The sequence below is a fragment of the Massilia sp. CMS3.1 genome, from assembly GCF_051262535.1.
Lineage (GTDB): Bacteria > Pseudomonadota > Gammaproteobacteria > Burkholderiales > Burkholderiaceae_D > Telluria.
Window position 1 is genome coordinate 1 of sequence record NZ_JBIMES010000036.1, and the last position, 13,273, is coordinate 13,273.

Genomic DNA, 13,273 nt, shown 5'->3' on the forward strand with positions numbered 1-13,273 from the left:
GCTAGGCATGTCGAAGTGAACTTCAAACGATCCCTCGTATTTGTCCTGATGTTTTGCGTTGATCACAGCGCTGGCCTTCGCCTCAATGTCGCTAAACGCGGTTGCGAGCAAGCTGAACAACTCACGACGCTGAGACTTCTTTGAAGCCGCTGCGGCTACTTCTTGCATGAGAGGTGCTTGTACGGTCGACACCTGCGCAGGATTTGCAGCAATTGAGTTGCCGTTGACACCCGTCATTGCTTGGATGGCCTCATCGAGTACGTTGCTGTTTTCACCGTCGATGTGGTGTTGATTATCCACATCGGTGCCGGTGAGTTCGATAGTTGCAAATTGGTTCATGCTTTTCCTCTAGGGTTGCTCATCGAGCAAATGGTTGTTGTTGCGTTAGTGCAGCAAAAAATGTCATTATTCAACTCCTGTGTTGGAGAGATCGTCCTGTCTTTACGACGTCTGAAATTTGTCTCGACCCATGCATTGTCGGCGCGATCGAATCGCAAAGGCAGTCACGAATTATTTGGAGAATTAAAGTGGCAGCAGAACCGTTTAACCTTGTAGATCGCGAACTCAACGAAGGCCCGTCGCCGTATCTTTATGGCTATCCAGATGTGTATGGCGAGGACGCCAAGCCGGAAACCAGTCCGTACTACTGGTGGTTCATGTATTTGAAGCGGCACGAAGGTTACAAAGCTTGTTGTGAACGGGGGGGCACTGGGGGGTACGCGGCGGTTTACGCAGATTGGGGAGATGTCAGGACTGACGATTTCGAAAAATGGTTTTTCGAGTACGGTGATAGCTTGTTCAGAGAGCCTCACGTTCGTGACGATCTGGGGGAAATTGAGACTGCTTCTCAACTGGCGGAAGTTAATTTACAAGATACTATGGTTGTCGCAATCCCTATCCGGTTTGGACGTAGAGCACTTTCAAAGAAGGAAATAAAACATCAGTTTTCAATGTTGCTAGACGAGAGGTTTCCTGACAGCGAGGCCGGGCGACCTGTATTTGAAAGCGAAGCAAAATACCGGTTTGCAGGATACCCACAACTGGAAAAATTAAAGAAAAGACTGCTGATTTATGATACGGCTCAAGCAAATTCTGAATGGCCGGATTGGAAATTAGGCGAGGAACTTGCAAAAGATGGAAAACTGCCGGATGGTCTGCGTTTCATCACAAATTCTGATGAAAAGGGAAAATTTGGAGAGCACAAGCGTAATCAGATGGCGACACTCGTTGGTAAGCTGCGCAGGCAAGCAGAAAAGCAGATAGAGAATGCGGTGACCAATGTTTTTAAGGTCGCCTGAGCAAACGGCTAACTCCTCGTGGGCGGATCTGTAGATGCTCACAGGTAGCGTAGCGGTCACATCCAGCCTTGTATAACCATGGAGCTGCTCCGCTGACCACCAGCAGGGCACGCCAGATAGAGGAGTCACCTACGGTGGAGTAAAAACATTGTCTTTGGGCATCATAATGGCCGTCTGAAAAGGCAAGTTATTGTTATTTTAATAACTATATCTATCTTGTGGCCGTTGTGGCGTCATCAGATTTTAACCAAACTGAATTAGAGCGGTTCTACCGAGTTACAAACCGGACCGATGCTTACCCCTCGGCGCCCTATTTGTAACGCTTCTAAGGCGTTTCTGTGGTAAAACTTTTGTGAGCTATCTAGATCGGTCAAGTTTTCGTTGTTGGATTATAGGGGGATTCTTTCTCTGTTGAAGTGTAAGTATAAATAGCTGATGATGTAGTTGTCTATATTAATTCAGCGGAGAAGAAGATGGGGTTGCATAAGAGAGATAACAGTAGTAATTGGTATTACGCATTTCAGTCACAAAATAAGAAATACGTTGGCAGCACAGGTACAGCAAATAAAACGAAAGCGCTTCAGGTGGAGCGCGAAATGCGCAACAAGATACACAGTGAAACTTATCTTGGGGAGGCTGAGGAAATTTCTCTGCGCGATGCCTTAATTAAGTACCTTGAGCCACGTAAGAAGTACTCGTACTACCGTGGCATGGAATCGATCTCGCGCAAAATGTTCGGTAGTAAACGCGATCCCAAGAGCAAAAAAGAAAATCCCTGCTATGGACTACCGCTGGGCCTGTTCCTGCATGAGATCCAGACCAAGCACATCGAGCGACTGGTAGCGAAGCGGAAGGCTGAGGGTGACAAGCCTGCCACAATCAAGCATGAGATCGGGCTGATCAGTTCTACGCTGCGCGAGATGCAACGGCTGGGTTACAAAACGAATCGCGACGTTGTGTTTCCTCAGCTGAAAACATCATATCGCCTGCGGTATCTCGATTCCAACGACGAAGCGGCACTACTGCGTGAGCTCGATCCGAAATCGGCGAGAAGCGGCGTTAAAATGCCTGAGAATCGCAACCCGGAAATGCAACGCAATCTTCAAGACAACTACGACCTGGTAATCATGCTTCTCGATACCGGTTGTCGTTATTCTGAAGCTGCGAACCTTCCGTGGACGGCAGTAAACTTGGATGCCGGGACGTTAAACATCTACCGCAGCAAGGTCAACAATGAAGATGTGTTGTTCATGACTGATCGCTTGCGCGAAGTGGTGGCACGTCGTCGGGCTGAGTCCCGCCCGGATGCACGCTACATTTTTGAGAACAAATCGGGCTCGGCACGCGGCTACGCGGCGCAAGGCATCAAGAAGGCGATGGATCGTGCAGGCGTGAATGACCCCGATGTGGTGAAGGAAAAGGGTGGCAAGGTCACTATGCACACGTTGCGTCACTCGTATGCCAGTAAGCTGGTCAAGAACGGCGTCAGCCTCTTCGAAGTGTCAGTGCTGCTGGGACACAGCGATCCAAAGATGACGCAGCGATACGCACACTTGGCTCCCAACGATGCGAGTAGAAAGGCGGTGGGAATTATCAACGCTTTGCACGGGTAAGCTACCGAGGTCAAGAGAAGAACATGAAGCGGACAGCCAGCGCCATTCGCTGAAATGGACCAGATTTGCACGACAAGCCGGCTCAACGATTTGCCGACAACGATGCCAGGCATGCGCAACCCATGCGTAGCTTGTTGTTTTGCATTACCTACCGTTCTTCGAATAAACAGCTGCCGCAGAGATGTATTTTACAGGTGAGGGTTAAATCGTTTTCGCTAGGATTGGGAGCAAACGACAATCGTGTGTGGCCGCAAGGTCGAACGGTCTAAAGCCCGAATGAGAAATTCAGCTATACATTGAAATTCGCTGCACCCTGTGCCGTTAGCTCAGTTTTCGTCATAAATATTTCAAACGACAAACGGAGCAATCATGCCCAAACTACTTCACCATATCGACGAAATTGCCTGTCAACAGCAGCACGATGTAATCTTTGTTGAGTTTCACCATCCAAATTTTAATCATGACTTAGATTGCCGTGCGAACCAATCGCGGACTGAAATTATAAATTGGCTTGCCCACAATAACATTCCGCATTGGGAATGCAGTAGTTCGCCCAGTAGCTTCGGAGATGCTCGGTATCGCGGCGAGATATACATCGACGTACCCTATAATATACAAGATCCGCTGTATCTTAAGGTCGAAGCATTTTTCGAAAATCCAGATGGGACCATGCGTTTCGAAGGCGCTTGGTTTCGAGGATATACGTTGGCTTCTTGCGTAGCGCATCTGAACATGCAATAAACGCCTTTATTTTTATTAATAGGCAGGTAAGGGTTGCGCTAGTTGATTGGTTTAGGATGTTGGGCAGCGACTATTCTTCTGTATTTCCAGGGACAGGTACTGAGGCGGGCCATGATGCTCGCGCCTTGGTGGATTTGGGGTGGTTGTAGTTGGGAGAAATAAATAGCGATCGTGGCCGTTGTGTGCAGCGCTGACAAATTCCGAATTGCTGAAAAAACTCGCTCGTGATTTGCCATTAAGCAACGGGTGGTTTAGTATCGCATCGGAGGACTTCGAAAACTACTTAGAAACGTTTCTAACGCATTTTCATCGATCACCGGGCGTCGACGCGTCGGGATGATTTTGAAACGATTCTAGGCGCTGTTGACACGATTTAAACGATTGTTATCGCTTTCGTTAAGCGATCTTTTCATAAGAATCAGCCTTGACGCGATCGAGACGCTCGAGACCAAGGTTGGATGCCTGCTACGATTCACGCCAAATTTAGCAGCTTAAAGTCCGCGTCGTTCATCACAGCATCGTACATATCGGCAATTCGCTTGTCTCCATCCGCGATCTCACGGTCCAACTCCTCTAGGACTACCGTATGCTCCCTCTTTTTGCGCACGCCAAACACGTCGAGGCGTTCCAGCCAGTACACAAGCAAAGCACTGGAGATGCCGGTCATGGTTGCTACCAGTACGGCGGCCACCGGTCCAGCAACCGGAGCAAGTATGGGGAGATGCGTTGCGAAGAAGGCCGAGATTGCTTTTTCCGCCACTTCTTCGGCCATGATGCCCAGGGACGTGATCAAGCCGGTAGCCAGAAGCTTGAGCGCAGCGTCGCCTGCTTGCGCGCGCGTCATGCCTTTGGGCGGGAACAAGGCAAGCTTCAATGCCGAGAGAATTGCCATGAAGCCTTCCCGGATGACACGCACCACGCGCTTACCGGTCGTGACGAGCATGTTGATCAACATGGTAACGAGGTTACTGAGGAAGCCGCTAATGGCGCCATCCTTAAACGCAACGAGGGTGTCCTTCCATTTTGTCGCCACGCGCTTCGCGATACGTGCCAGCCGACTTTTTAAGGCTTCGAAGAAACTGGCGCTTTGGGTATCCCCACGCATACCGCGCTTGTACACGTCCAGAATCTCATCGAAACTTGCAGTCAGGAATTCCGTTAACAGCAGGCCGATCGATTGCTGCAAGCCCATTCCTGCGGCTTCCCTCGAGCCAGTAACTGCAGCACGCTCGCCGTAATATGCGACCTTGTCGCCTAACTTCGGCGCATGCCTCTTGACGGTATCTTCACTACGCCGAATGGCCGGCTTGACGCGCCGATTGTCGTGGCTGTGGCGTTCTTTATTGGTGCGGCCGCTGCCATCTGTAGCGTCGCTGTCGTGCCATTCCTCGAATTCCTTGTCCTGCTTGGATCGGTTGCCGCTATTTGACGTCATCGCGAAGTTGTCGGGATCGGCTCCAAACCCTTCCTTCTGCTGTTTGTCCTGCATAAAGCCACCATCCTGGTGGTATCCCTTGACTGACTTGATATGGTCGCAGTCCACTTGAGAGTAGTCCAGCAGTTCGCCCGAGTACTCATCCATGACCATTTGCGAGTTCGGGATGATCTTGGCGTCCGCATACTTATCTCGCGCTTCTTTGTACGCTTTGCCGACGTAGTCCGCTCGCCTGAATTCGTCCTTGCTGCGCGCGTAAATGTCCTGCTTTGCGTTGTGCACGGTCGTGACATTGCCGCCAACCTTGTCCGCGGCGGCGACGACATGACCTAGCCCAAAAGGGCCAGCAATTCCACGCAGCACCGATTGCCGACAATCCCCCAGCAACTGATTCATGCGCTCCGCGTCCCAGCGTGCGCGCAATTCGTCCAGCAGCGCACCGGCCTCCCGTGTGGACACGGCCACAGGCGCCCGTAATGCCGCGCGCTCCGCAGCATCCTCGTCCATGAACTGTGCTAATACACTGTGTGCGATTGGGGAATCGTCGCTGGCGTCGGTCACGTCAGTCCGGACGCAGTAAGGCGCAGCCTCACTACGGGCTTCCCGTAGCGTCTCGAGTCTCTCTTTTTGTTTCCGGTGCAGTTCGGCGCGTGATGGTTTCATGATGATCAGGCCAGGCTGCTTTGATAGTCGGTCGCCGAGGCTTTCCACCTGGCGATGAACTGCTGCTCGTGCGTATTAACGCTCCCATCGGCATGCGCGATGATGTCGATGATGTCATCGATATCTTTCTTCGGCAGCGAGGCACGTTTGGCATATTGAAGGGCTTGTGGCAGGGTTGGTGGCTTCGCGGTTAACTTCTCGATGCGCTCTGTGACTTTTTCCGGCAAATGGCCGCTCATACAACCTGCCACGAATTGATCCAGTTCGCTACGCTCTTCTTCACAGATGAAACCATCGGCGTTTGCCACGGCCAGTCCAATCGCATACATCGCCACCAGCTTCTTGTCGAAATCCTGATAGCTTTGCAAGCGTTCCGCCAGGGCTGCTATTTTTGCTTCGTATTTCTGTTGTGCGGCACGCTCCCCTGCTTTGCTTCCCTCAGTGACACCTTGCTTATAGGCTTTGTCTTTAGAGCTGGATGCGTGATCAGCGGCCGCTGCAGCGGCGCCAAGCCCGGCACCGATTGCAGCTCCAGCGGCGGTCGTCGTTCCCATAGCACCAATCGCGAGTGCAAGTGAGCTGCCACCAGTTACAGGTGCAAGGACAATTGCGCCCACGCCGCCGGCTACGTATGCAAGACATTTAAAAAATCCCATCTTTTTCCCTAGTTTAGTGTGTGAGTTCGTCGGGAGCGTCGGCGCTAACCACAACAGACATCACATTCTAGAGCATATTTGCCTTGTGGAAACTATCCAATGTTAACCTAAATCGGAAAAACTCGGTGAGCTGTTCGCGTGTACCAACCGGCTCGCCGACACACTCCTGGGCTACAACTGTGTTGCCTACAGTCGCATTTGAACGTGGGGACTAAACTGCGTGAGACTTGGTCGTATGGAGCAAGCGCTCAACGGCGACAGGATCTTGAATGCGCAGCTGTGCAAAGCCATCTTCACCCCACCCCGTCTGGCTGACGGGAGTGCCTGGCCATATGGCTTCGATGGTACATCGGCACCAACAACGGCCGCCGGACACTCCTGCATGGCAGCGCCTGGTAAGGCTTCAAAAGCGTTATTAACCGTTGTGTCAACGCGATTAGCGACTTTGATATATCGAAACAGCCCATTGGCGCGACAGGCGCCTCGGGCACAGATTTTCGGTTGGCATGTATGTTGTCTCCCACAAGGCTTGAAGAGTGTGCTTGTAGAACGATTGCTGGTAACGCGGCCGGTGCAGATTCGCATGGGCAATGACTGCTTCTGGCTAGGCTGTGTAAAACGCGTGATCGTAGTGTTTTCAGGGGTCGGTTTACCATTCCTAGCCTCATGAAACGCCATAGCAGTCGTTTTAGAGGCCCGAGTTCAATGACATCAGCGTCGCGCAAGTGTTTTTACCCAGACTGGGCCGAGAGCAAACCTGCGCAGACGTCTAGTAGCGAGGTAAAGGAGCCATCCGCTGCTGGCAGCTATCTCAAACCGCACCCAAAACGCCGTCTTCTTCTAGTCGTTGCAGAGCTTCCAGGCGGTGCCTGAAGACGTTAACCATCGCATTCGTGTACAACACCAGGTGGGCGATCACAGCCCGTCGCTGGTCAGAAGCGTCGAGGCTCTCATAACGCACTGCAGGCGATTCGATCCAGATCTTGCCATCTGCATCTCGCTGCCACGACAGACCCGGCAGTTCCGTGTCGATCTGCTCTCGTTGCTCTTCCAAGTGCTCGTACCAACGTGCAGCAGAGGCAAAATTCCTGCTAAACGTGAGAAACACACCAGCTTGCCCGGCTGCGCGTGCAACATAAACGCTTATCCACGACATGCCGCCTCCTGGAGGCATGTACAGCGTAGTGTTGGTCGACCGTGACGGCCTCGTAGGTGGCTGCTTCATGTCGTCTAAGCGCAATACATCCACGTATTCGGTCCAGAACTGTTCACACCACTGGGCATCGGCCGCTGCACGTGTACGCTGGCTGGGATTCGGAGGCTGGGTCTCGCTGTCAATCTCGGGCGCTTCACGCACTGCAATCCTTTCGGCGCCGACGAGCACGTGGCGCACGAGAAGCTCGGTTTTTGCCAATACCCGCGGCTGCAACAGGATCGCTCCACCAGGGCAGCGGTAGGTCGCCACCTCGATCAGCGCGAGGCCGAAACGCAGGTGTGCAAAGCGGTCGATAAAACTCACCAGGGCTTCGGCCCGTGAGCGGATACCATCGCCTGCGATGATCAACAGGAAGTCTCCAGTACCAAGGCTCCTGTTGATGCCGTCAACAAAAACGGCTTCGTCGAGGTCAGGATGAGCAGCGCGAGCTACCTCTAGCAGATAGCTTGGGCCGCGTCCGGTAGCTGTCGCCGCGGCGCGGCTCAAGTCCTCGTAGGTCCAGTCAGCAAGTTCCTTTGCATAGTCGAGAATCTGCGCTACTACTTCACGCCTCGCCTCGGCGTTACGCCAAAGTTTGGTTTCAACGAGAACGATCTTGCCAGTCCGGGTGACATACAGAATGTCGGCAGGGCCGGCGCCGGTTACCAACTCCATGCACACTGGTATCAAATCACGGGCATGAGGATCAAGTTCATGGATGGGCAGGGCACCAGGGTTGCGAAACAAAAGGTCCTGCAGCCACTGTTCACTGTACTGACCGACTCCGCCGCCCAGTGACAGGCGTTCCAGGGCTTCCGCCGAGCCATCCTGGCCCACCAAAATGGGGGATGCGAAGGCACTCATGCGCTAATTACTAAGACGGGTTGACACATTGCTACGCCAAAGCGTTCTACGCTGAAGACAGTGACTCCCGAAGATGATTGCACGTAGCACTCCTTATTTGTTGTTGTGATTTATATTGGTCAGCCATTTTCGCAGCGTCTGTCATGCCTCCAGAATTACCAGGCAGAGTGCTTCAGCTACCTTTGCGAACAGACCGCTGTGAAAGTCCGATTGATACGAGGCCAAGTGCGAACAATGCCGAGCTTATCGGTTCAGGAATCGAATTTGGAACCTCAGATACACTTGTAATTCTCGTCGTGTATGAGGCCCAAGAAGCCCCTTCAGAGTAAACCGGTACCCCGTTGACAAAGCTGTAGGTCGAGTACGATTCATTAAAATAAACTGGAGCGGCAGATACAACAAACGACCTGTAATAATCCAGAAGACCTTGGCGGGTGAATGCGTAATCAGAAGTGCCGTCGCCATTGCGTGCCGCTGATCGCGTTGTGGCTCGCAGCTCAATATGGTATGTCGAACTAATTCCATCCCGCACGCTGTACGAATTGCCTTGCGATGCAGCTTCCTCAATGAAGGTTGATGGGTAATCGGATACATTAGGAAAAGTGTACGACATAGGTATTCCGCCGTAGACACCCGTAAATGGATTACGCGGAATCAAACTCGTAACAGGTGAATCCCATGTGGTGCTCCAACCAAACTGGGAAATGGTTGTCGATCCATAGTCGGTAATCGACGTAAGGTCGTCAATATCGAACGTTAAGGAAGCTCTCCTGTTAAGTATTGCTGTGGGACCGTACTGGCCCGTGGTGTACTCATAGACAGAGGCTGTGCCGATAATGAACTCAATCTTCACTGGGGCGGCTGTCCCCAATGAAGGTACGCTGACAAAGAGAGACACCGACAACAGACGCTTTATTTTTATTGTTAAAGTCATAATTTATATTTCCAAGAGGTAGGTTATTTACATAATAGCACTTCAGCTCCACAAGCTGGCAGTTTGGCTTTGTTAAGTAAATTAAGCGAAGGCCGAGCTGACGCTATCAAGTAAATTTGTGACGTTGCACCGCAATGGGTAAGCCAAGCCGGGTAAGCCAAGCCGGGTAAGTCGGTCCAGCACAGCAGCACGCCCCCTGCAGTTCGGCGAGCTGCTGGTAAGACTTGGGTGCCATGACGCGTTTGCCCGGCATCGTGATATCGACAGGCGCGGTCCCGTGTGTCTGCATAGTCCCAATGGCAAATTGCAACAGTCTGCTTCGGGTCCAGGCTGTGTAAAAACGCGAAATCGCGATGTTTTCAGGGGTCGCTTTACCATTCCCAACGTCGAGAAAACGCCATAGCGAGGGTTCTCGAGGGTCGGGCATCGCAAGTTGGCTGCGCGATTTGCGTTTTTACACAGCCTAAGTCGGTTGCAGCCATAGCCGTAAAGCAGTATCACCCGCGCAAAAATGAAACTTTACGGGCCTATTGCACGAAGCGGCCCAATGTCCGCCTGCGGTCCGCCTAACATGAGCTCTCGGATGCCAGGATGCTGAGCGGGCGCCAGACCGTCTGTTATGCTAGGGTACTGTCTCTTCACAGCAATCATCTAGGTAAAAATGCAAGACCTATCTAAGTATTCGATCAAGCAACTTCGTGCTCTAGAAGTACAAGTAATCGACGAGTTAAAAACCAAGCATTTCCTCAGCATCCGCAACGCACGTGAGCAAATCCTTCACATCGCGCGAAGTGCCGGAATCTCAGAGACAGCGCTTCTCGCCATAAAGGCCCCTAAATTGCCAAAGCAAAACACCCTCGAGGTTAAGTATCGCAACCCTGAGGACCCTACTCAGCAATGGAGTGGTCGTGGAAGACAGCCAGCATGGATTAAAGCGTGGATCGCGACTGGGAAGGCTGTCGAGGAAGCACGAGCATAATTGGATGTTCACATGATTCGATTGCAGACAGCTTAGTTTAGTCTGCAATCGGTCAGAAGCAGTTGTCCGCCCATCTACGCGCAGTCGACGTGTATCTGAGACATAGCGGCAATTTAGCCGTCGACATCGTATGTCCATTACATGTTGAGGAAACAGACGGCAGATCGTTTCGTAGAGTGCAGCTTCTCCCGAATGGTTAAGAAGGTTTCTAACTACTAGATCTTTCTGCTGGCGAATCGAGCCTTCCTGGTGTACGGCGCAGCTTGGGACGGACCTTGATTCTAGCTGCTTTCATCAGCGAGCTACGCAGTTTTTGCTGCATGAAAAGCTTTTATCGATAAGGTCTCGCACCACGCATGGTGAGCCGTAAGTGCCAGCGTCCCAGCAACTTGGCGCTAATTCCAAGATCCCCGCAATAGCCGCCTGTAGCGCCTAGCTGGCCTACCAGCTTGACTGCCTCGCGCTTGAACTCTTCCGAAAACAACTTTCTTTTACGTGTGGCGGCCTCTCATTGATCTCAGCGCAACACTCTTCTGCCTACGACATCGAATCCGTATAATTGCGTAAATTGCACTTGACAAGGCGCAACATTTTCATCAAGATTAGCGTATTCTTCACGCGAATAAAGTGACCTCTCTGTGAGTAGGTAACTTAGTCGGGCGCTTAGCCAGACTCTATCAAATTGCTTGGACTTGAGCCGCAGCGAAAATTCGCAGCCCTCCAGTCGCAGGCTCGTTCCGGTCCGCAAATTTCCGCTGCGGCTTTTCTAGGTGAAGAATATTTGTGAATGTCGCTTTAGACGATCCCCGTTTAGTTTTCTTGAATCGTATTAATCTCGGAAATTCCCGAGTGGTATTCATGGACGACCACATAGTACTTTTGTGTGGGGGGAAAGTGGCGCTAAAAGACCGCCCTGAAGACCCGGATCCTCCAACTTGCTCGCTACGACATGCAATAATTCGTAGCGACACCGCGTACGAAACCTACCGACCAGAGGAAATCACCGACTGGCATGCTGATGGTCTATTTCGAAATCTAATGGATTTCGAACAAGAGCTTGCTGGGATCTGTTCCTTAGTGGTCGTGATTTTAGAGAGTGCTGGCGCGATTGCTGAGCTAAGCGCCTTCTCCCAGCTCCCTGAACTTAATAGCAAGATTGTTGCCATAAAGTCGCGTGATTACGAGGCGCCGGTAGAGGTAAACTCATTCATCAACTTAGGAATCTTACGGTTCATTAGTGAGAATTCCGAGTCAGCGGTGCGTACCTACCCGTGGCCCACTCGCACACCTGCGTTGATCACAGACGAACTCGTAACGGATGTCATATCCGATCTTCAGGAAGATTTAGACACGATACCTAAATCACTGGTGTTCGAATTTAGGTCGAATTCTCACAAACTAACTTTAGTTTGCGAACTAATATCTCTTTTTCACGCACTGAAAGAGACAGAGATATTAAATTATATGGCCGAGTTAAAAATTCCAATTGTCAAAGATGAGTTAAAACGAAAGTTGTTTTTGCTTGAGCGGTTTCGTCTTATTAAAAGAGAAAAATATGGCGACGCAACGTTTTATATGATCGGACGGCACCAATACCATCGTTTGCGCGTTTCGTTCCACGACGAGAATCGGCACGATGTGATCCGAACGCAATCAGATTGTTTGGAATTTTATAAGAACAACGCGAAGCAGCGCAACAGATTTCGCGCCATTCAACAAGCTGCTGGGGGGAGCTTGAAATGAACAGCGTATTATTGAAGCAGCTGAACGCAGCAACTGGCCTGCACCCTTATATTCTGGAAAGATTGTTTTACCGATCACCGTACACCTATAAGGTATATCCAATACCGAAGAGAACCGGCGGCTTTCGAACAATAGCTCAGCCTGCACGAGAAACTAAGCTAGTTCAAAATTGGCTATTAGATAACGTATATTCTAAGCTCCCGATTCATCCGTGCGCGACAGCGTACCGTAGTGGGGCCAGTATTAAGAACAATGCGAGCATTCATAAAGAGTCGAATTATCTAGTTAAGCTGGATTTTAGGAATTTTTTCCCGTCAATCAAACGTGTGGATTTGATTCATCTTCTTTCAGCCCATTTGTCCGAAAAATATGAAGAGAACGACATTGCCCGAATTGCAACGATTTCTTCGTTTCAGCCGAAAGATTTGAGCCCTCTATGTCTTAGCATAGGCGCGCCAAGCTCACCGCTGTTGGCAAACGCTGTAATGTTTGAGTTCGATAATTTGGTAGAAGAATGGTGCCGAGAGAACAGCATTGATTATTCGCGATATGCGGATGATCTAGCATTTTCGACAAACGCGAAGGGTATGTCGCCTAAAATAGAAGGATTTGTTAAGGAATCGCTTTTAAAGATTTCTTACCCGCGTTTGGAACTGAATGCGAATAAGACAACCTTTCTGTCCAAAAAACATCGGCGTCGCGTTACGGGGTTAATTCTAAATAATGAGGGAAACGTTTCTCTTGGTCGATCGCGAAAGAGAGAGATTAGTTCTCTTATAAATTCATTCTCTCACAAATCATTGTCAGAAGAAGAAAGTTCGCGCCTGCAGGGGTTGCTCGCGTTTGCAAGGGATGTTGAGCCCCTTTTCGTTCTGAGCATGAACAAGAAATACGGAAATGACGTGCTTGAGAAAATATTCAGATTCCGTAAAAACAACGACATTTCCCTGGCGACGTTCTTCGAAAAATTATCGAAAGTGGCCTGAAGAAAGAATTTAATGTTGCAATGGCAAGGTTCATTTTCAGCCATCACACTGCGGAGCGTGCGGGTATCCCATTTTCCATCACACCTGCCGCCATAAAGAGTTGTCAAACACGCTAGAAGCCGCGTAGAATGCAGGCGATGCGGGTGTAGCTCAATGGTAGAGCAGA

The 13,273-nt window shown here is 50.7% G+C and carries 11 protein-coding genes; 6 read left to right on the forward strand and 5 right to left on the reverse strand.

Features of this window, described 5'->3' with window-relative positions:
- A partial coding sequence (locus ACHAC9_RS23875; protein WP_435764193.1) for a hypothetical protein occupies positions 1–339 on the reverse strand: 339 nt, incomplete at its 3' end.
- A gap of 188 nt (positions 340–527) precedes the next feature.
- Here ACHAC9_RS23875 and ACHAC9_RS23880 point away from each other — a divergent pair.
- From ACHAC9_RS23880 to ACHAC9_RS23890, 3 genes are all read left to right on the forward strand, one after another.
- The gene (locus ACHAC9_RS23880) at positions 528–1,298 is read left to right on the forward strand and encodes a hypothetical protein (RefSeq protein WP_435764196.1); all 771 of its coding nucleotides are present in this window, start codon (positions 528–530) and stop codon (positions 1,296–1,298) included.
- 596 nt (positions 1,299–1,894) lie between these two features.
- Entirely contained in the window at positions 1,895–2,911 is a 1,017-nt protein-coding gene (locus ACHAC9_RS23885; protein WP_435764199.1) for a tyrosine-type recombinase/integrase, read from the forward strand.
- 369 nt (positions 2,912–3,280) lie between these two features.
- Positions 3,281–3,652, forward strand: coding sequence for a hypothetical protein (locus ACHAC9_RS23890; RefSeq protein WP_435764202.1), 372 nt, complete (start codon positions 3,281–3,283; stop codon positions 3,650–3,652).
- Positions 3,653–4,124: 472 nt separating this feature from the next.
- Here ACHAC9_RS23890 and ACHAC9_RS23895 read toward each other — a convergent pair whose 3' ends face one another.
- The 3 genes from ACHAC9_RS23895 to ACHAC9_RS23905 all read right to left on the reverse strand — a co-directional run bounded on the left by ACHAC9_RS23895 (position 4,125) and on the right by ACHAC9_RS23905 (position 8,465).
- Positions 4,125–5,750 carry a hypothetical protein gene (locus tag ACHAC9_RS23895; protein WP_435764203.1) on the reverse strand — a complete coding sequence of 542 codons (1,626 nt, stop codon included), beginning with the start codon at positions 5,748–5,750 and terminating at the stop codon, positions 4,125–4,127.
- Positions 5,751–5,755: 5 nt separating this feature from the next.
- A complete protein-coding gene (locus ACHAC9_RS23900) occupies positions 5,756–6,406 on the reverse strand; it encodes a TerB family tellurite resistance protein (RefSeq protein WP_435764206.1) in 651 nt (216 codons plus the stop codon).
- Positions 6,407–7,217: 811 nt separating this feature from the next.
- Positions 7,218–8,465, reverse strand: a complete 1,248-nt coding sequence (locus ACHAC9_RS23905; protein WP_435764208.1) for a hypothetical protein — start codon at positions 8,463–8,465, stop codon at positions 7,218–7,220.
- A 1,595-nt stretch (positions 8,466–10,060) separates the two neighbouring features.
- On the opposite strand from ACHAC9_RS23905, the gene ACHAC9_RS23910 reads away from it, so the two are divergent.
- Positions 10,061–10,378: an H-NS histone family protein gene (locus ACHAC9_RS23910; RefSeq protein WP_435764210.1), complete on the forward strand. Its 318-nt coding sequence runs from the start codon at positions 10,061–10,063 to the stop codon at positions 10,376–10,378.
- Between the two features lie 331 nt (positions 10,379–10,709).
- Here the strand turns inward: ACHAC9_RS23910 and ACHAC9_RS23915 are convergent, their stop codons facing one another.
- Positions 10,710–10,862: a hypothetical protein gene (locus ACHAC9_RS23915; protein WP_435764211.1), complete on the reverse strand. Its 153-nt coding sequence runs from the start codon at positions 10,860–10,862 to the stop codon at positions 10,710–10,712.
- A gap of 365 nt (positions 10,863–11,227) precedes the next feature.
- Between ACHAC9_RS23915 and ACHAC9_RS23920 the strand changes: the two genes are divergently transcribed.
- Both ACHAC9_RS23920 and ACHAC9_RS23925 read left to right on the forward strand, forming a co-directional pair.
- Positions 11,228–12,121: a retron St85 family effector protein gene (locus tag ACHAC9_RS23920; RefSeq protein ID WP_435764216.1), complete on the forward strand. Its 894-nt coding sequence runs from the start codon at positions 11,228–11,230 to the stop codon at positions 12,119–12,121.
- Positions 12,118–13,107 (forward strand): retron St85 family RNA-directed DNA polymerase, encoded by a 990-nt coding sequence (locus ACHAC9_RS23925; protein ID WP_435764213.1) that lies wholly within the window; start codon positions 12,118–12,120, stop codon positions 13,105–13,107. The genes ACHAC9_RS23920 and ACHAC9_RS23925 overlap by 4 nt, the downstream gene beginning before the upstream one ends.
- The last annotated feature ends 166 nt before the right edge of the window (positions 13,108–13,273 follow it).

Coding starts and splice junctions, on each gene's coding strand:
- ACHAC9_RS23885 (WP_435764199.1), top strand. CDS start 1,895: ATGCGCAACAAGATACACAGTGAAACTTATCTTGGGGAGGCTGAGGAA.
- ACHAC9_RS23890 (WP_435764202.1), top strand. CDS start 3,281: ATGCCCAAACTACTTCACCATATCGACGAAATTGCCTGTCAACAGCAG.
- ACHAC9_RS23895 (WP_435764203.1), bottom strand. CDS start 5,750: ATGAAACCATCACGCGCCGAACTGCACCGGAAACAAAAAGAGAGACTC.
- ACHAC9_RS23900 (WP_435764206.1), bottom strand. CDS start 6,406: ATGGGATTTTTTAAATGTCTTGCATACGTAGCCGGCGGCGTGGGCGCA.
- ACHAC9_RS23905 (WP_435764208.1), bottom strand. CDS start 8,465: ATGAGTGCCTTCGCATCCCCCATTTTGGTGGGCCAGGATGGCTCGGCG.
- ACHAC9_RS23910 (WP_435764210.1), top strand. CDS start 10,061: ATGCAAGACCTATCTAAGTATTCGATCAAGCAACTTCGTGCTCTAGAA.
- ACHAC9_RS23925 (WP_435764213.1), top strand. CDS start 12,118: ATGAACAGCGTATTATTGAAGCAGCTGAACGCAGCAACTGGCCTGCAC.